Source organism: Oscillibacter sp. PEA192, assembly GCF_003574015.1.
Taxonomy (GTDB): Bacteria; Bacillota; Clostridia; order Oscillospirales; family Oscillospiraceae; genus Oscillibacter; species Oscillibacter welbionis.
Window position 1 is genome coordinate 1,778,469 of the sequence record NZ_AP018532.1, and the last position, 17,318, is coordinate 1,795,786.

The following is a 17,318-nucleotide window of genomic DNA, read 5'->3' on the forward strand; positions in this document are numbered from 1 at the left end:
TGCGATGCAGTATTACATCATTGATGACCTGCGCCTCCCGCCCAAGCGTACTTTTCACAAAGGGTGGACCATGGAGCGGTTTCCATCGCTGCAGGAGGCGCTGGCCAGGTACCGTGCGCTCCCCTCCCGCCAGGCAAAGAGCCTAGGGATGACAGATGGTATCCATGTTCTGGAGCTGGCACGGCACGTCCTGATATACCCCGCGGAGACAGCATGGGAGGACGTTCAGGCGGCCAGACCGGAACTGCTGCCGCTATGGGCGGAGATACCAGAGGCGACGGCTGCGGCAGAAGACTGTATCTCCGCTTTGAACCTTCGCTATCAGCTCTCCGGGAGCGTGGTGACACCCGTCCCATCCAGAGATAGACTGCGGCGGGACCTGCGGGACAAGTATCTGTGGTTGAGCGGCGAGAGCGGACAGGAAACCGCGCTCCGCTGGGTGTATATCGTTGGCGCCGGCTGGAAACAGCCGGCCTTTTTACGCCAGTGGAAGAGGACTGGACATCCCCTGGTGCTTCGCTGTCAGGCAGATGGACTCACGGAACAGGGCGCTTATATCCTACTGGAGACACTGCCCTGGGAATACGACGTATTGATGCGCCGCACATTGGAACAGCGAGAAAGAGAGGCAGAACGTATAGAATACAGTCATGAACAGAGTTCTATGCAGCTCAATACCAGGACCTACCTGCCCAAAGCGGAGCAGCAAGTACAATCCGGCCCCAAAATAGGCGGGCTGGGAGAAATGAAATAATGGAGAGGAGAATGAAGATGAGACGAGCAATGATGCTATGCGCCGCTGTGTTGTGCCTGACGATGACACTGGCCCCCACAGCCCTGGCCGCAGGAACGAACGAGGTGGAGATCTGCTACCCTACTGCTATCACCCAGAGTGAGGATGGCACCGAGCTGCGAAAGCTCTATGACCTGGGACCGGAGGACGATCCCACGGGCATCCCCCGGTCTGACTTTGAGCAGGATGGTTTCCACTATACTCTGACAGATCTGCTGCGGCAGGAACTGCCGGAACACGACGAGCGACAGCACACGGAAACGGTCAGCCTCCAGAGCGCCAATAAGGACATGGCCTCCATCCTGGCACTGCTGCCTCAGGAGAAGGAGTTCATCACGGAGGACGGCTACATGGGCACCCTGTCTCTCCAGCTGGACACAGTCCAGGTGGAAGTCTCCGGCTACGGCAGCAGCACCCGGGAGATCTCCGCCACCAGGTCCTATCCCAACCTGGCCAATCAGGACACTTCCAACATCCCCAAGACCATCCAGGACAATGGACGGACCCTGACCCTCCAGACCATCAACTGGCAGACGGACAACACAGCAACCCTGGACGGCTACGCCCTGGGTGACCGCTTTACTGCCGTGGCCACCTACACCGGCAGTGCTACCAGCAGCTATGTGAAGGGTTACACCGTCACCGCCGACTATACCGGCACTGTTGGCAAAATCAATCTGGACCGTGTCCGCTATGTGGCCATCTTCGAGGGCACACCCCTCCAGCCGGTGGAGGAAGTGCCCGCAGCGGCGGCCTTCAGCTGGGCTGTGCTGCTGGTGCCCATCGGCATGGTGGCCCTGGTGGGTGCCGTGGCCGGGGCGGCGCTGTTCATCCGGCACCGCCGGGAACACGAGCCGGTGGAGGAGAATGAAGTGTGAGAAGAAAGCATGGGAAATATGCGAGGAGGAGTTTTCATGAAACGAGTCATTACAAGCCTTGTGAGCCTTTGTCTGGCCGCCTGTCTGGCATTCCCCGCAGGAGCCCTGGACTATACCATCGCCGCGCCGGGCGATCCGGAGTACGGAGATCCCACTTCCATCGAACCTGTCATCATGGCAGACGGCGGCGCGGCAAAAAATGAGGACCGCAGCAAGAACGCCGCCCGGATCCCACCGGCCTTTGGCAGTCCCAGCGCATACGCGCTGAACACTGGCACATACCTCACCCCCAACCTGGCACCGGGAGGACAGGCAGTCACCGGGGCGGTCATCAACGGCGGTTCTGCCGCGGTGGTGACACCGGGGACCTCCGCCTCCAGCAGCGGGTCCACGGTATCTTCGTCCACCGGCTTCACGGAAGTGACAAGTGATCTCTACTACAGCGGCGGATATCTGGCGACCCTCAAGATCCCAGCTGTCGACCTGAACGTCAAGGTGTACCAGGGCACGGGCAGCAAAACTCTGGCCCGCGGGGTGGGGCACTTTGAGGAAACCAGCATCTGGAACGGCAACATAGCCCTGGCGGCCCACAATAGGGGTACCAACGACTACTTCGGTGAGATCCATACCCTGGATATCGGAGACCGAATTACACTGGCCACCAAACTGGGGACCCGGACCTACAAGGTGGTCTCCGTGGAGAAGATCAGCGAGACGGATCGGAGCGAGCTATCCCCCTCCGCGGAGAACCGCCTGACCCTGTACACCTGCGTCCGGGATCAGCGTACCTACCGCTGGTGCGTCCAGGCGGTGGAGGCGTGATGGACAAACTGCTGTATGATCGAGCGATTCCTTCTGCGTTTTGGTCAATAGCTTTCCACATTTTCTTGGCGTATCATGGTGCCACAGGCAAGAGGGACTCCCCATGACCGTGGAAGAGTTCCTCGAAATCCATCCGGATGAGGATGTGGACCTGCAGGTGCCGGAGGGCCGTGTCCTGCTGGATCACGGACAGGTCCAGCGCCTGCTGGGAGGCCGACCGGTGATCGTCTGCAAGACCGGCGTACAGGACGCCCAATATATGCAGGCGGAGGATCTGCTGAACCAGGTGGTCTATCTGACCCATCAGACCTGCAGTCTGTGGCGGGTATCCGCGGCCCATGATCCGAAGTTGCAAAAACCGGTACGCTATTGGCCAAAGCTGAAGAGGGGGATATCGCTATGAACAACAGAGGAAAGAAGATGGGACTGCTGCTCACCGGCATGGCATTGGGTGCGACGTTCTGCGGCGGCGCTGCGGCAGCGGGTATCGTTGCGGTGCCCACCAGGCAGCCCATCTATGTGGATGGACAGCAGGTGAAGATGGAGGCATACAACATCAATGGGTCCAACTATGTGAAGCTGCGGGACGCCGGCAGGCAGGTGGGATTCAACGTCTATTGGGACAACGGCGTCCAGGTGGACACGGGCGCCCCCTACACCGGCGTGGCGCCGACACGCGATGAGCAATCGGTACCTGCCTCGGATATCTCATCCATGCGGCAGGAAATCGTTGATAGAACCAACCAGCTCCGTCAGGAGGCTGGCCTAGCGGACTTGGAAACCGACGTCATGCTGACACAGGCGGCCCAGGTCCGAGCTGATGAAATGGCTGCCACCGGCACCTACTCCCACATCCGGCCTGATGGCTCTGACCGGTCAACCGTCAGCAACTGTCCCTATACCGCAGAGAACATTCACAGGATCGCGGACCGCCGGCTGGCGGAGTTGGGCAAAGGACTGGCGGAAGTGGTTGTGGATGACTGGGCGGCATCCAGCGGACATCTGAAGAACATTCTCAATGATGGGCTGTCCGAGATTGGCGTGGGCCTTGCCCGAGGTATGAATGCCGCTGGAGAAGATTGCTGGTACTGCGTTCAGATATTCGCTTATGAAGGGTATCACGTCACTTGGGTGGACAACCCTGTAGAATAAAACAGAAAGCAGGCAGCCGCCTGCTTTTTGTTCGATCAATCTTTGCAGAACCTCCTGGCACCGCAGTTGTAGAGGATCGCCATACGGGGCTCCAGGACCGGCAATTCTGTTTCGCCGTTCTCTTCCTGCAGATACCACTTCTCTCCGTCCGTGGAGAGGACCTTGGTGAGGTCCTTGAGCGAATAGGCATTCATTTGGATACTGCCTCGATCCCACTGGGAGAGAATGTACGGAACATCCACATCAGAAGGTGAGTCGATGATGGCCAGCTTCAGCTCCTGGATGTACGCCCCGCCAAAGACCTGGTCGATCTGCGCATTCTCAAAGCCGCTGTCGGAGAAAGCCTTTACGGCATCCACAAGATCCGTGTTGTTCCAGATTGGAGCCACCACATAGCTCTTCGTCAAATCTACCCGCACGGTCCCCTTGGAGGGGATCTCAGACAGTGGGATCAAATCGTCCAAGGAAAACGGAGCTGTTCTGGTCTTTGGCAGGAAGATCCTGGCGGCGCTGTCCGCGGCCATGCTGGAGGCCAGAGCACGGATGGCCCAGTCCAGATAGACATTGAAATCCCGCCCGGTCTCGTGGCAGCAGTGCAAAGCCTGATTTAAGAATTTGGAAAATGCCTCATAGTCCGTCAGGGCCATAGGTGGCAGCGGGCTTTCATACAGTTCCTTCATGGGGTTGAGCGAAAACATGGCAGTTCCTTTCTTTCCTCTCTCATCGCAAAAATCGACATTATTCTAGCATATCACAGCTCAAAATACAACGACCAGTCTGTGCTGCTTGCATAGGCAATGGCAGGCCGTCCTATATGGACGGCCTGCTTTTTTGTGCCCTTTTACACTCGAAATCCAAATAAAAGGCCGTGAAAGGAGGACACCGAAGCGGCCTTTCGAGTGGGCTATCCCACCTTTCACGGTCAGAAAGGGTTTTATGAAAAAGAGAATCGTCACATTGCTTCTGACTCTGCTGACAGTGCTCTCGCTCCTGCCAACGGTGGCGATGGCGGCAGAATCCACTGGCGTGGGGATTACGCCGGTGACGGACCCCAACCTCTGGACCACCCGGCTCAACTCCCAGGGGCAGACCTATTCCTACCGCCCGCCCACGGCGGCGGGGCGGCAGCTCTACTGCATGGACCTGGGCTACTCTTACCGTTCTGGCACGGAGTCGTTTCTCCAGTCCTACATGTACCGCTCCGCCACCGGAGCGGATGCGGACGCCCTGTGGAATGACGCTGTTGCCGAGACCGGCCTGGGCGAGATGGACGCCATCACCAAAGAGAACGTCAAATGGATGATGAGCTACATTGCGGACTACACCGGTGAAATCCCCGGCAGCCTGTTCATGGCACTTCAGACCTACATCTGGGACAATCAGAGCGATAAGAGTGCGGGCGGCGATCCCAGCGGCGACATCGACGCTGGCGGCTTCGCCAACGCTGATACCTACGACCAATATGTAGAGTATTACAACTGGCTGCTGGGCCAGAAGGCCAATGAGGATGCCGAATTCCAGCGGCAGATCGAGGAATACGCCGCCCAGGGCATCCACGCCTCCATCGTGGAGGACGAGAGTTCCAAGTGGGCGGTGCTGGCCACCTCCAGTGTCTCCGGGCGGCAGTCCTTCTTCGCCTACCACAGCGGCCGTAAGGTTATCGCAGATGATGAACCGCAGGATGACGATGATCCTCCTCCCGCTGGCGATGGCGACATCACCTTCCAGAAGGTCATCGCCGGTACCGACAAGGGCCTGGACGGGGCCGTCTATAACATCTACCTGGACGGCCAAATCGTTGGCAGCGATGTGACCTCCGGAGGGGGATACATCGAGGTCCACGATGTCACCGAGGGCCTGTGGTCCTTTGTAGAGCAGGAGGCCCCGGCGGGCTATGCCTTGGACCCGACGCCCCACAGCGTCTACGTCAGCGTTACCGACGGCGATAAGCAGTACACCGTCACCGTTGGAGACGAGGAGTTGCCCGGCATCAAGGTCATCAAGACCTCGGCTGTCGATGGCTCTCCCGTGGAAAACGCCGTCTATTCTATCGAGGGCGTCACTTGCGCCTTCAGCACCTCCGTCTCCACCGGACCGGATGGGAGCGCCCTGGTGGAGGACCTCCCCGCCGGCGTTTATATCGTCCGTGAGGAGTCCGTTCCGGAGCCGTTCGTGCGGACTGCCAGCGAGCAGACCATCGCCCTCCGGCCCGGCAAAATCAGCGAGGCACGGTTTGAGGATTACACCCGGCCCGGATTGGAGATCGTCAAGCGGAATATTGCCGACAGATCTCCCATTGAGGGAGTCACCTACCAGGTCCGGCAGATCGACGGGGATTTCCTGGACACCGTAGAGACCGATTCCAGCGGCAAAGCATTTCTCGAAGTGGACCCCGGCAGCTACGAAATTTCGGAGGTCAACGTACCGTCCAACGTCATTATCAGCGAGATTCCCCAGACCATTTTCCTGGAGCCGGGCGTCACCCGGACGGTGCGCTTCTTTAACGCAGTCAAACCATCGCTCACAGTTATCAAACGCAATTCCATCACAAAAGATCCACTTGAGAACGCCAAGTTCCATATCTATTATGCCAGCGACAACACGGAAACCGGCGAGATCAATGACCTGGGGACGTACTACACGGACTCCTCGGGGCGCATCGTGCTCACCAATGTCAACAGGGGCTGGTACAAGGTCGTCGAGGAGGAGAGTCCGACAGGATTCTCCATCCAGGATGACGGCGTCTATGAGTTCTACCTGGAGGCCGGCGTCAGCCGTGAGTTGGTCGTGGACAACACGCCTCTCAGTGCGCTTGTTGTCTACAAATACGATAGTGCGACGAAGCTGCCGCTGGAGGGCGCACGATTCGAGCTGCGTTACCTCAGCGGCGAGACCTCCGGCACAGAGGGGACGGTCATTGGCGAATATGTGACCTCGAAAAATGGGTCCTTCACGGTCACGGGGCTAAAAGAGGGCACCTATATCTGTCAGGAACTGGAAAGCCCGGACGGCCACCTCATCGACTCGGAACCCCAGACTGTCTATATCTCTGGCAAAGAGCAGGATGTGGTCACCCTGCGGTTCGGCAACGCGCCGTTGGGGTCTTTGCTTATTACGAAGGTCTCGGATGATGAGAAACGGGAGCCGCTCTCTGACGTCGAGTTCCTGCTGACGGACAGCAGCGGAAACTTCATCGGCACCAACAACGGCCGGTATGTGACCAACAGCGCGGGCGAGATTCTGGTGGAGGGCCTCATCCCTGGAACCACAGTGGTTGCGCGGGAGGTACGGGCCAAGCCTGGCTATCTGCTGGACGACAGCCCCCAGTACGCCCTAATCCGCAGCGGCGAAACCGTTGGCCTCGAATTTAGAAATGCTCCCGCAGGCAATCTGGTCATCGTCAAGCGGAGCAGCTCCGGCACCCATGAGCCGCTGGAGGGGGTGGAGTTCAAGATCACCTATGCGGATGGGTCCTATGTCCCGGATGAAAACGGCCAGCTCTCCTCCAACGGCCTCTACTATACGGACCGGGAGGGAAAAATCACCCTTTCAGGGGTAGTTGGGACTATCGTAGCAACGGAAACGGCCTCGATTCCAGGGTACACCATCGACGAGGCCACCCGGACCCAGACGGTGGTGGTCCACCCAAACGACACCCAGACGTTGTATGTGTACAATGAGCCAGAGACGACCCTCGTCCTGGAAAAGTTCATCAAAGGCACAGACCGGGAGCCGTTGGCCGGCGTGGAGTTCCTGGTCACAGACGGCGCCGGGACGGTCATTGGTCCCAACAACGGCGTCTACACCACCGGGGAGGATGGCCGTGCGGTCATCACCGGCCTCACCCCCGGAACTACCATCACCGCCAGGGAGACCCAAACAGCGGAGGGCTTTGTGCTGGATGGCAGCCCCCAGAGCATCCTCATCAAAGAGGGCGAGGTCCAGACGTTGACCTTCTGGAATGCCAGAGAGGGTGGCGTGGAGCTGGTCAAGGTCAACGCCGCGGACAAGACGGAGCGGCTTTCTGACGCTGTTTTTGAGATCCGCAAGGCATCGGATGACGCCCTAGTGGACACCGTCACCACGGGAGACACCGGCACTGTGTTTGCTCCGCTTGCCGAGGGCGATTATTATGCTCTGGAACTGGAAAGCCCCTCCGGATTCAAGCTGGACTCTACCCGGCACTATTTCACCGTCAAGGATGGCGAGGTCACCCAGGAGGTCATTGAAAATGAGGCCGTCTCCGGCATTCTGCTCCATAAGGTGGACAGCGCCACTGGGGATGGAATTTATGGCGTCACCTTCCTGCTCTACGATGATACCAACACCCCCATTGGCCAGTACACCTCGGATGACCGAGGCTATGTTTACATTGAGGGGTTGGAGAGTGGCCGCTTTTATTTGCGTGAATTGGAAAACGAAGGTTATATCGTAGACACGGAGAAAAAGACCGTCTATGTAAAGTCTGGGGAGACCACGGAGATCACCTGGAAGAATACCCCCATCACCGGTCAGATTCAGATCACGAAAACCTCGGCAGACTATAACAGTATGAATGGCTGGCCCGCCGGGACGCCCATCCCCAACACGGAGTTCGAGATTTATAACGCCCGGACCGGCAAGCTGGTAGATACCATCCGCACGGACAAAAATGGTGTCGCCGTCTCCAAGCCCTTGCCTTTGGCGCGCTACGAAGTGATCGAATCCAAAGCCGCGGATTTCTATGGCCTGGACAAGACTCCCATCGAGGTGGAGATCGAGTACGCCGGGCAGATCGTGAAAGCCGCCATGACCAACAAGAGCCTCTACACCAACGTCTCCATCAAGAAGACCGGCTATGTGGAGGTCATGCCCGGCCAGACCCTACGCTACGACTTCACCGACATCGCCAACAACTCCACCACATCCCTCGAGTCTTTCTACTGGAGGGAGCGCCTGCCTGCTTTCGCGCACTTGCAGAAAATCGTCACCGGCACCTGGAACGTCCCCGGCAGCTACAAGATCGTCTATAAGACCACGCTCAGCGGAGATACCTACCGGGTCCTGGCGGACAATCTCAGCACCCAGCAGAACTATGTGCTGGATGCCTCGCCAGCGGCCCTGGGCCTCGCCTCCGGGGAGAAGGCAACGGAGTTCATGGTGGTGTTCGGGATCGTGCCGGCCAACTTCCGGCAGGTGGAGGCGCCCGTGGTGTACTGCACCGCCAGCCAGTGGCTCACCGGCGGCAGCCAGATCGTCAACCAGACAGATGTGGGCGGCATCCACGATGGGCAGTGGATCATGGCCACCTCCCGGTGGGCGACCAAGGTCTATAAGCCTGCTGAACCCCTGCCCAGAACCGGATATTGAGAAGCATCAGAAACTGGAGAGCCGCCCCGATTTGGGTCGGCTCTCCCATTTTCGATAGGAGGAACAACGATGAACCGTAAGAGATTCCTGCCTATGCTGACAGCATTCTACCTGCTGGCGGCTCTGTTCTGCACCCCAGCCCTGGCGGTCGGCAGTGTGGCGGATGCGGTGGAACAGACTTGGGGCGACGCCTCAGAGCAGATCAAGGCTGTAGTGGACAGCGTAGTGTTTCCGGCGTTGAGCATGGTGCTGGCCATTGCGTTTTTTGTGAAGCTGGCGCTGACGTATTTTGAGTATCGGAAGCACGGACAATTTGAGTGGACGGGCCCGGCCATCCTGTTCGTCTGCCTGATCTTCGTCCTGCTGGCCCCCAACTACATCTGGGGCATCATCGGAGGATAAGGAGAATGGTAATGCAGAGAGAGGAATTTTCGGAGAGGGCCCAGACACAGAAGATGGATACGAACCAGGGAGAGCGGGCACGCCTGGAAAATAGGAGGCGGTTTTCAGGGGAACTGGCGGAGGGGGCCCTTCAGTTTTTCGCCCTGGAACAAACCCTTGGTGGCCAGGCGGGAGGCTTTGGAGCGTGGCTGCAAGCCACATACGAGTTGAATGAAGATTTTGAAGAGCCCTATTCAAAAGTAGTGGATGACATCTGTCAGGCATTTCGGGAGGTGGAGCGCCGCCATGGGACAGCAATCGCCCAACATTTATATGACGTCCACTCTGTCATCCTTCCGACGGAGATTCAGAACGCTGCCGATTACCTGGCTCTTGGCGGGCAGCCGGAGGATCTCCCAGCGTTGGCAAGGAGCGGCATTTTTCTGGAGCATCTGGACCCAGATGCCATCACCAGGGCTATCGACTACATGGAGTCTGCCGGAGAGGCATCCGGCGCCTATCAGGCCGCAAAAGTTGAGACACAGGATAAGACCTGGGATTCCGGACAGAAGTTCCAGCAGACCATGGGGAGGTAACTTGGGTTACCGGAATGCCGCGGCTCGGGAATCATGAAAATCAGATTGCTTAATGTCCTACCGCAGGGTATAATAAATTCAGCGAGGAGGTGCTGAGGATGACGGTTAAAGTGAAAGAGGAATTGTCCCATATCTGCCAAATCATTGCGGAAACAGTGGATGCTGAAAAAATATACCTGTTTGGCTCCTATGCCTACGGCACCCCGAGTCGGGATAGTGACTATGATCTGTGTGTTCTCGTCTCTGATATGGCATTGCGTCCTGCAGACGCGGTCAAACGAATTCGCCGCGCCCTGTTCATGGTCCAGGACACGCCGCTGGATGTGATCGTGTATCATACCGGAGTCTTTCGGCAGAGGCAAGCACAGCCCTCCCTGGAACGAAAAATTGCGAGAGAGGGGGTGGTCCTGTATGAACGGCCAAGAGACATGGAGCAGCGAATGGCTTGACTTGGCGGAAATGGACCTTGGCGCTGCGGAATACTTGCTTGGGATGCGTCCAGTACCTGTGGAGATCATCTGCTATCACTGCGAACAGGCAGCTGAGAAAATGCTGAAAGGAACACTGGCGCAATTTGGCATGGAACCGCCCAAGACACATGATTTGATTCAGCTCTGCAAGCTCTGTATGGAGCGGGACCCGCAGTTTGAGCAGTTGGCAGACGCCTGCGTGGAACTGACCCCCTATGGTGTACAGGTGCGGTATCCGTCCCATATGGAGCTGGATGAGTCTGACATGAACTGCGCACTGCGGGAATGCAGGAAGATCCGCGAATTCGTTTTACAGAGACTGGATCCACATATCTCACAAGACATTAAAGCGGTAACAGAAGCAAAACGGAAGTTTGAGCAACACATGGGATAATACAAAGGCAGCAATTCCTGATGGGTTTCAGAAGCGGACACAGAAACTGTGTCCGCTTTTGTTTTTTCAACCCCAATTCTAGATGCGCCGCTTGTGCTGTGCTTCACTTTTGGTGCAGATTATTTGTATATAGAACGGAGGAATTTTTTTCATTGTTTATCTGGGACTTTGTAGCGTCTACGGTCATGGATGATCTCATCGACTGGTTCTATGGCCAACTGGTGGGCTTTTTGGGGAATTTCTTTGCCCAAATGGGTAATATGGGCGTGGAACTGTTTGACCTGGAATGGGTGCAGGCTGTGATTTTGTTTTTCTCCAAACTAGCTTGGGCTCTGTTCGCTGTGAGCCTAGTGGTACGAGCATTCGAGTGCGGCATTGAGTACGCCAGCGGCCGGGCCAATCTACAGCAAACAGCTCTGGACATGATCAAGGGCTTCTTTGCCGTGTCCCTGTTCACCACGGTTCCCGTCCGGCTGTACGCCCTGTCAGTATCCCTCCAAGGAACTCTTTCTGTAGGACTGACCGGTTCGGACACCACCATCGGAGAGGTAGGGCAGCAGATCATTACGGACCTCAGTGAAATCGACTCCCTGGCGGACATGATCGACAACAGCTACTTCGGCCTTGGTGTCATCACCAGCCCCCTCATGATCCTGTTCTGCGTCATCCTTATGGCTTACGCGGTGATTAAGGTGTTCTTCGCCAACCTGAAGCGGGGCGGTATCCTGTTGATTCAGATCGCCGTGGGAAGTCTCTATATGTTCTCTATTCCGCGAGGATACATCGACGGCTTCGTCCAGTGGATGAAGCAGGTCATCGGCCTGTGCCTGACAGCCTTCCTCCAATCTACTATCCTGGTGGCGGGACTTATGGTGTTCAAGGACCATGCCCTGCTGGGACTGGGGCTTATGCTCTCCGCAGGAGAGGTCCCCAGGATCGCCGGAACCTTTGGGCTGGACACCACCACCCGGGCGAATATCATGAGCGCGGTCTACACCGCCCAGGCGGCAATCAACACCACCAGGACGATTGCTGGGACAGTGCTAAAATAGGAATAGGCGGTTATAACTGATTGAAAACGAGCGTAGACAGATGTATCTCATCGAGAAGGAATTTTTTATGGACTATGGAATATAGGTTGAATTTATCCTACTTTTTAGATATACTAAAAAGCAGGAGGTGAATACCATGCTGATCAACACGGAGCAGATGATTTCCATGAGTGAAGCAAATCAGAATTTTTCCAAGGTTGCCCGAATGGTAGATCAGGAGGGGCAAGCGATCATCCTTAAAAATAACGTTCCCCGTTATTTGGTGATTGAATTTTCACAGGCAGAACAGGAGCAGACTGCATCCGATGAAGACGTCCGCGAGATATCCCGGCGGCTGATTGCAAGAAATCATGCGGCCTATGAGGAGTTAGCTAAATGATTCGGCTGAATATGCAGCAGGTATTGCTGCTCCACGAAGAGCTAATCCAAGAGACTGGAGGCATCCATGGGTTTCGAGATGAGAACCTGCTTGAGACTGCCCTTACAGCTCCCTTCCAGACCTTCAACGATCAGCCGCTGTATCCGTCGCTCCAACAGAAAGCAGTACGGCTTTGCTATGGCATTGTGATGAATCATCCCTTCCTAGACGGTAATAAGCGAATAGGTGCTCATGTCATGTTAAAATAATTTAAAAAGGGGCATTCCTGATGGAAAATATGCTTGATAAAGCTCTTAAAGTCGCAAGATCTGATACTGTAAAGGCCTCTGGAAAGACCTTGTTTAAAGATATAATTGGAATATTGATGTATGACCCTAATGCAGCATGGTCTATGCTAGAAGATGTAAAAAAGCTGTCATCCACGATTAGAGACGGAATTTTTTTTGAATGCCTTGAAACATATATTTTATATTCCTATAGGTATAATGAAGAAACAAATCAATTTGAATCGGAAAATTTGCAGTCACTTGCAGAGGCTTTAGCTGATGCAAGTCCTAATACAGAGGCCAATTACGAAGGCCGACCAGATAAGTTGAACGAGTATGCTAAGCGACTTATTAAATTGATTGATGATTGCGGTACCAAACAAAAAGCACGCTACATAGCTTCCTTAACGAGGGCTTTACTTTCTAAGCAAATCGATACTCAAAAATTTTTTCAACTGAGTCGATGTATACGAAATCTAACAGAAGAAGACCTATTATTCTTAAGCGAAAATATCGACCAGCGTAATGTTTCCGGAGAAAACGATTATGTAGCCGATTACAGAGCATTAGGGCTGCTTTACGAAACTAACAATGGTTTTTCGTATTCAAAACGGGCATTTGAACTCAAGAAGTATGCGCTGTGTTATGAAAAACAAATTGCTATTCCAGAGAGCTTTCCAAAGAAACACACACCGTTAGGGGGGGAGTTGCAGGTGAGTTATAATACATGAGGGATTCTAATTAGTCGGAAATATAGATCAAATTAACACAGGAAAAAGAATATAGCATAGCGTTCTTTTAACGAGGTTCCATTGATGGGACCTCGTTATTGTTTTGGGGGATTGACCAATTCCCCGGATGACAGAAGCAAGCCAGCTCGTGGTCGTTGACCACGCCCGTTGCCTGGAGAAACGAATAGATAATGGTCGTGCCCACGAAATTCATGCCCCGGCGCTTCAGGTCCTTGGAGATGCGGTCGGACAGCTCTGTGTGCGTGTGCGGAGTATCATCTGTATTCAAAATGACCTGGCCTCCGGTAAAGCCCCAGAGATAGCTGTCAAAAAAGCCGAACTCCTCTTGAATGGAGAGAAAGACCTTGGCATTCTGGATCGCGGCTAGAATTTTGCGCCGGTTGCGGACGATCCCCGTGTCCTCCATCAGTGCCTCGACTTTTTCTGGGCCGTACTGGGCGACCACGACAGGTTCAAAGTAGTCAAAGGCAGTGCGGAATGCCTCCCGCTTATTCAAAATCGTCAGCCAGGAGAGTCCCGCCTGAAACCCTTCCAAAATCAGCATCTCGAAGAGTTTTCGGTCATCGTGTTCCGGCTGCCCCCACTCGTGGTCGTGGTAGGCGACGTAGAGATCGGAACGCGGGTCAGCCCAACGGCATCTCATCATATTGATGGCCTCCATACTTTAAGATAGGTCCATTATACATGAACGCAGGAGTGCGGACCACTGTAAATTTTGTGTGCTGACCTGCAGACTCATGCTGCCGGGTTATTTTTCTTAGGCTTTGTGCTTGGCTTTCAAGGTTTTCTTTAGTGGCTTTGGATATGGCTTTATGACCTTCATTGGAGTATGTTTGCTTTACTAACTAGAGAGGAGGACACAGATGTGGCAGACACAAAAAATCTGTGTGCGCAAATCCCGATAGACCTGCACCGACAGGTCCGGGAACATCAGGAAGAGTCCGGGAAGAGCCTGGGCGAATACATGACTTGGCTGATCACAACATTTTATCAGACAGAGGTGGAAAAACAGATGAGCAGTACAGAATCCAGAACCGTTGCATTCCAGGTGCCGGCAGACCTGTTCGAGCAATTCAAGGTTTATCTGGATCGACATCATGTCAAGCAGAAAGCATTCTTCCTGGACTGCATCCAGCGGGCGCTGGCGGATGAAGCAGAGAGACCGCATGAGGTATCCACGGATGTAGATGAGGAAGAAGAGAATCATACAAGCGAAGAGTTGTAAAAACGACAGACGGCGCCGTCGGGGATATACCCGGCGGCGCCGCATTTTGATTTCTAATGAAAGGGGCTTGTAATCATGTACATCTATCCCGAAAACCTGAAAGCCAAGCCCATGCTGTGGCTGTGGCTTCTGCGGGACATTGCCATCATCGGTGTGGCTGCTCTGATCTCCGTACTGTCTCTGGTGCAGGGAGTCGGAATGGCGCCGCTGGTGGTAACCGTTCTATATGCCTTTCTCTCCATTCAGGTGGATGGGGCCAGTATTCTGGATTTTCTCCGTCGGGCGGCCTGCTTCCTGATTTTCCAGCAGCAGAGATACGAATGGAGGCTGGACCCTTGAAGTGGCTTCAGAAATGGAAAGAGCGCAAACGGCTGAAGCAGCGTCAATCCACGCGGCAGTTGATGGGTATTCGCAAACTCCTGCCCCACGGCGTGGCAATACCAGGCGGCAGCCTGGTGTTCTTCCTGATCCACCCGGATAATCTCTCGGTTCTCTCCGCAGAGGGTATCCGGCAGAGGGTAACGGCTCTGAGCAACCTGTTTCGAGCGGAGGAACAGGTAGAGGTTCTGGGATTGGATTCCAGAGAGTCGTTTCAGCAGAACCAGGTGTACTATCAGACCCGGCTGGAAGAGGAAACGACTCCTAAGATCCGGGAGCTGCTCCAAAAGGATATCTCATATTTGGACGAGATCCAGACTACTTCCGCCTCGTCCCGGGAATTTGTCCTGGTGCTTCGTATGGAGGAGCAGGCCGCGCTGGATGAGGGCGGCCTGCGGCAGAAAGAGAAGTCCCTGTGCGACCACGGCATCTCTGTACGCCTGGCGGAAGAGCAAGACGTGAAGCGGCTGCTGGTATCCTACTACCTCCATGATGCAGACCCGGAGTCATTGGAAGACGTGGATGGAGAGAGGGTGGTGTTCCATGGCTAAGAAGAAAAAGAAGCGGGCGGCGCCGAAACCGCCAACAATCCAGCGGCCAAAAGAGTTCCTGGACCTGATCGCACCGGGCGCCATCCAGTTCAATACGGACAATTTCGTTTTCGGAAATACTTATCGCACTGTGATGATGCTGCGTGGATATCCTCCCACGACGGAAGAACAGGCTTTGCTGCGGCAGCTTGGAGAACTGGAGGGTGTGACCGTGCATCTGGCCGTCCGAAAGGTGTCCGCTGCGGAAGAGGAGGCCATCCTTCATGCCGCCACCAACAAGAGCCTCATGGAGCGGAGCAACGTCAGCAATGTGAAGCAAAGCGTTACCGCGGAGGCAAAGCTCCAGGACACCGCCTCCCTGATCCTGGGTATGCGGCGGGACCGTGAGCCGCTGCTGCATACCTCCGTATTCCTGGAGCTGACCGCGAGGACTATGGAGGAACTGCAGCGCCTGCGGGACAGCATCAGCGCCATCCTCCTGCGCGGCAAGCTGTCCAAAGATCCTCTGCTCCTGCGGCAGCGGGACGGCTTTTTATCATCCAACCCAGCTGGCCGAAACACTCTGGGGACATTTGCGGAGCGGGTCCTGCCCGCCTCCAGCGCGGCAAATCTCTTTTTTCTGAGCTACTCCGGCAAGACGGACCCCCACGGTTTTTTCATTGGCCGGGACAAGTACGGCTCTAATGTCATTGTGGACTTGGACCGGCGGGCGCCGGACAAGACCAACGGCAGTTCCCTGATCCTGGGCAATACCGGACAGGGCAAGAGCTATCTGCTCAAGCTCCTGCTGTGCAATGTGCGGGAGGTTGGGAAAAACGTGATTGCCCTGGACTCAGAGCATGAGCTGGAGGACCTCTGCGGGCACCTTGGTGGCTGTTTCCTGGATCTTCTCAGCGGCCAGTATCGGATCAACCTGTTAGAACCCCGGCGCTGGGATGACGGCAGCGAGCCGGAGGATCCGGACGCGCCGCCGGCATTCCGCGGTACGCTTCTGGCCCAGCACATCTCCTTCCTCCGGGACATCTTCCGGGTCTATAAGGGATTCGATACACCGCACATTGATACATTGGAACTGATGATTGAACGGCTCTACCAGCAATGGGGCATCTCAGACGAGACGGACCTCTCACAATTTGGAGCTATGAACTATCCGGTGATGACGGATCTCTATGATCTGATCGAGCGGACGTATCAGCACTATGATCAGGAGTCTCTCCCCCTGTACCCACCGGAGATGCTGCGGGATCTGCTGCTGGGCCTGCACTCCATGTGCAAAGGCGCCGATTTCCGATTTTTCAATGGTCACACCAATATCTCATCCGACCGCTTCCTGGTGTTCTGTGTCAAGGGCCTGGATGACGTGGCGGAGAATCTTCGGAATACGCTGCTGTTCAATGTACTCTCCTATATGTCAGACCGGCTTCTGACAGCGGGCAACACGGTGGCCACGATTGATGAGCTGTACCTGTGGCTGTCCAATCCGGTGGCCATCACCTATATCCGAAACGCGCTGAAACGGGTCAGAAAGCGGGGATCTTCCATGGTCCTTGCCTCACAGAATCTGGAGGACTTCGATCAGCCCGGTGTCCGGGAGCTGACCCGGCCCCTGTTCGCCATCCCCACCCACCAGTTCCTGTTCAACGCAGGCACCATTGATAAACGGTTCTACATGGACCTCCTTCAGCTGGAACCGGAAGAGTATGAGCTGATTCGCCAGTCCCAGCGGGGGATCTGCCTCTACAAGTGCGGCAACGAGCGGTATCTGCTTGAGGTCCACGCCCCGTCTTATAAGGAAAAGCTGTTCGGAGCGGCGGGCGGACGGTAACAGGTAGTAGACGCAAGTTATAAGAAAAAGGCCGATGCCCTGTGTGGCATCGGCC

Annotated in this window: 19 protein-coding genes and 1 pseudogene; 18 read left to right on the top strand and 2 right to left on the bottom strand. The window is 55.5% G+C overall.

Annotated elements, in window-relative coordinates; genetic code table 11:
• The first annotated feature begins 4 nt into the window (after window positions 1–4).
• From DN611_RS08800 to DN611_RS08820, 5 genes are all read left to right on the top strand, one after another.
• Window positions 5–754, top strand: coding sequence for a hypothetical protein (locus DN611_RS08800; RefSeq protein WP_119311119.1), 750 nt, complete (start codon window positions 5–7; stop codon window positions 752–754).
• Window positions 755–771: 17 nt separating this feature from the next.
• Window positions 772–1,671, top strand: a complete 900-nt coding sequence (locus DN611_RS08805) for a hypothetical protein (protein WP_025543395.1) — start codon at window positions 772–774, stop codon at window positions 1,669–1,671.
• Between the two features lie 36 nt (window positions 1,672–1,707).
• Entirely contained in the window at window positions 1,708–2,493 is a 786-nt protein-coding gene (locus DN611_RS08810) for a class D sortase (RefSeq protein ID WP_025543394.1), read from the top strand.
• Window positions 2,494–2,596: 103 nt separating this feature from the next.
• Window positions 2,597–2,896: a hypothetical protein gene (locus tag DN611_RS08815; protein WP_025543393.1), complete on the top strand. Its 300-nt coding sequence runs from the start codon at window positions 2,597–2,599 to the stop codon at window positions 2,894–2,896.
• Window positions 2,893–3,645, top strand: coding sequence for a CAP domain-containing protein (locus DN611_RS08820; RefSeq protein WP_025543391.1), 753 nt, complete (start codon window positions 2,893–2,895; stop codon window positions 3,643–3,645). Before DN611_RS08815 ends, DN611_RS08820 begins: the two co-directional genes overlap by 4 nt.
• Window positions 3,646–3,680: 35 nt before the next feature.
• On the opposite strand, the gene DN611_RS08825 is transcribed toward DN611_RS08820, so the two are convergent.
• Complete coding sequence (locus DN611_RS08825) at window positions 3,681–4,343, bottom strand: hypothetical protein (RefSeq protein ID WP_025543389.1); 663 nt, start codon at window positions 4,341–4,343, stop codon at window positions 3,681–3,683.
• Between the two features lie 238 nt (window positions 4,344–4,581).
• On the opposite strand from DN611_RS08825, the gene DN611_RS08830 reads away from it, so the two are divergent.
• The 9 genes and pseudogenes from DN611_RS08830 to DN611_RS08870 all read left to right on the top strand — a co-directional run bounded on the left by DN611_RS08830 (window position 4,582) and on the right by DN611_RS08870 (window position 13,263).
• Complete coding sequence (locus tag DN611_RS08830; protein ID WP_025543388.1) at window positions 4,582–8,994, top strand: SpaA isopeptide-forming pilin-related protein; 4,413 nt, start codon at window positions 4,582–4,584, stop codon at window positions 8,992–8,994.
• A gap of 69 nt (window positions 8,995–9,063) precedes the next feature.
• On the top strand, window positions 9,064–9,396 hold the full coding sequence (locus DN611_RS08835) for a DUF3852 domain-containing protein (protein ID WP_025543386.1): 333 nt from the start codon (window positions 9,064–9,066) through the stop codon (window positions 9,394–9,396).
• Window positions 9,397–9,401: 5 nt separating this feature from the next.
• Window positions 9,402–9,971, top strand: a complete 570-nt coding sequence (locus DN611_RS08840) for a hypothetical protein (RefSeq protein ID WP_145985081.1) — start codon at window positions 9,402–9,404, stop codon at window positions 9,969–9,971.
• Window positions 9,972–10,054: 83 nt separating this feature from the next.
• Window positions 10,055–10,420 (top strand): annotated as a pseudogene (locus DN611_RS08845) (nucleotidyltransferase domain-containing protein); the annotation flags it as partial.
• Window positions 10,383–10,835 (top strand): HEPN domain-containing protein, encoded by a 453-nt coding sequence (locus tag DN611_RS08850; RefSeq protein WP_025543381.1) that lies wholly within the window; start codon window positions 10,383–10,385, stop codon window positions 10,833–10,835. The pseudogene DN611_RS08845 and the gene DN611_RS08850, both read left to right, overlap by 38 nt.
• 152 nt (window positions 10,836–10,987) lie before the next feature.
• Window positions 10,988–11,887 (top strand): conjugal transfer protein TrbL family protein, encoded by a 900-nt coding sequence (locus tag DN611_RS08855; RefSeq protein WP_025543379.1) that lies wholly within the window; start codon window positions 10,988–10,990, stop codon window positions 11,885–11,887.
• Window positions 11,888–12,023: 136 nt separating this feature from the next.
• Complete coding sequence (locus tag DN611_RS08860) at window positions 12,024–12,266, top strand: prevent-host-death protein (protein ID WP_025543378.1); 243 nt, start codon at window positions 12,024–12,026, stop codon at window positions 12,264–12,266.
• A complete protein-coding gene (locus tag DN611_RS08865; RefSeq protein WP_051365429.1) occupies window positions 12,263–12,514 on the top strand; it encodes a type II toxin-antitoxin system death-on-curing family toxin in 252 nt (83 codons plus the stop codon). The genes DN611_RS08860 and DN611_RS08865 overlap by 4 nt, the downstream gene beginning before the upstream one ends.
• A gap of 20 nt (window positions 12,515–12,534) precedes the next feature.
• Complete coding sequence (locus tag DN611_RS08870) at window positions 12,535–13,263, top strand: hypothetical protein (RefSeq protein WP_036626644.1); 729 nt, start codon at window positions 12,535–12,537, stop codon at window positions 13,261–13,263.
• A gap of 67 nt (window positions 13,264–13,330) precedes the next feature.
• Here the strand turns inward: DN611_RS08870 and DN611_RS08875 are convergent, their stop codons facing one another.
• Window positions 13,331–13,930, bottom strand: coding sequence for a DNA-3-methyladenine glycosylase I (locus DN611_RS08875; RefSeq protein WP_256264627.1), 600 nt, complete (start codon window positions 13,928–13,930; stop codon window positions 13,331–13,333).
• A gap of 219 nt (window positions 13,931–14,149) precedes the next feature.
• Between DN611_RS08875 and DN611_RS08880 the strand changes: the two genes are divergently transcribed.
• The 4 genes from DN611_RS08880 (at window position 14,150) to DN611_RS08895 (ending at window position 17,263) form a co-directional block, all read left to right on the top strand.
• A complete protein-coding gene (locus DN611_RS08880) occupies window positions 14,150–14,509 on the top strand; it encodes a hypothetical protein (protein ID WP_256264628.1) in 360 nt (119 codons plus the stop codon).
• 75 nt (window positions 14,510–14,584) lie between these two features.
• Complete coding sequence (locus DN611_RS08885) at window positions 14,585–14,848, top strand: hypothetical protein (RefSeq protein WP_025543374.1); 264 nt, start codon at window positions 14,585–14,587, stop codon at window positions 14,846–14,848.
• Complete coding sequence (locus DN611_RS08890; RefSeq protein WP_256264629.1) at window positions 14,845–15,438, top strand: hypothetical protein; 594 nt, start codon at window positions 14,845–14,847, stop codon at window positions 15,436–15,438. Before DN611_RS08885 ends, DN611_RS08890 begins: the two co-directional genes overlap by 4 nt.
• Window positions 15,431–17,263, top strand: a complete 1,833-nt coding sequence (locus tag DN611_RS08895) for a VirB4 family type IV secretion system protein (protein ID WP_025543373.1) — start codon at window positions 15,431–15,433, stop codon at window positions 17,261–17,263. The genes DN611_RS08890 and DN611_RS08895 overlap by 8 nt, the downstream gene beginning before the upstream one ends.
• Window positions 17,264–17,318: the final 55 nt, after the last annotated feature.

Coding starts and splice junctions, on each gene's coding strand:
- DN611_RS08800 (WP_119311119.1), top strand. CDS start 5: ATGCAGTATTACATCATTGATGACCTGCGCCTCCCGCCCAAGCGTACT.
- DN611_RS08805 (WP_025543395.1), top strand. CDS start 772: ATGAGACGAGCAATGATGCTATGCGCCGCTGTGTTGTGCCTGACGATG.
- DN611_RS08810 (WP_025543394.1), top strand. CDS start 1,708: ATGAAACGAGTCATTACAAGCCTTGTGAGCCTTTGTCTGGCCGCCTGT.
- DN611_RS08815 (WP_025543393.1), top strand. CDS start 2,597: ATGACCGTGGAAGAGTTCCTCGAAATCCATCCGGATGAGGATGTGGAC.
- DN611_RS08820 (WP_025543391.1), top strand. CDS start 2,893: ATGAACAACAGAGGAAAGAAGATGGGACTGCTGCTCACCGGCATGGCA.
- DN611_RS08825 (WP_025543389.1), bottom strand. CDS start 4,343: ATGTTTTCGCTCAACCCCATGAAGGAACTGTATGAAAGCCCGCTGCCA.
- DN611_RS08830 (WP_025543388.1), top strand. CDS start 4,582: ATGAAAAAGAGAATCGTCACATTGCTTCTGACTCTGCTGACAGTGCTC.
- DN611_RS08835 (WP_025543386.1), top strand. CDS start 9,064: ATGAACCGTAAGAGATTCCTGCCTATGCTGACAGCATTCTACCTGCTG.
- DN611_RS08840 (WP_145985081.1), top strand. CDS start 9,402: ATGGTAATGCAGAGAGAGGAATTTTCGGAGAGGGCCCAGACACAGAAG.
- DN611_RS08850 (WP_025543381.1), top strand. CDS start 10,383: ATGAACGGCCAAGAGACATGGAGCAGCGAATGGCTTGACTTGGCGGAA.
- DN611_RS08860 (WP_025543378.1), top strand. CDS start 12,024: ATGCTGATCAACACGGAGCAGATGATTTCCATGAGTGAAGCAAATCAG.
- DN611_RS08865 (WP_051365429.1), top strand. CDS start 12,263: ATGATTCGGCTGAATATGCAGCAGGTATTGCTGCTCCACGAAGAGCTA.
- DN611_RS08870 (WP_036626644.1), top strand. CDS start 12,535: ATGGAAAATATGCTTGATAAAGCTCTTAAAGTCGCAAGATCTGATACT.
- DN611_RS08875 (WP_256264627.1), bottom strand. CDS start 13,930: ATGATGAGATGCCGTTGGGCTGACCCGCGTTCCGATCTCTACGTCGCC.
- DN611_RS08885 (WP_025543374.1), top strand. CDS start 14,585: ATGTACATCTATCCCGAAAACCTGAAAGCCAAGCCCATGCTGTGGCTG.
- DN611_RS08895 (WP_025543373.1), top strand. CDS start 15,431: ATGGCTAAGAAGAAAAAGAAGCGGGCGGCGCCGAAACCGCCAACAATC.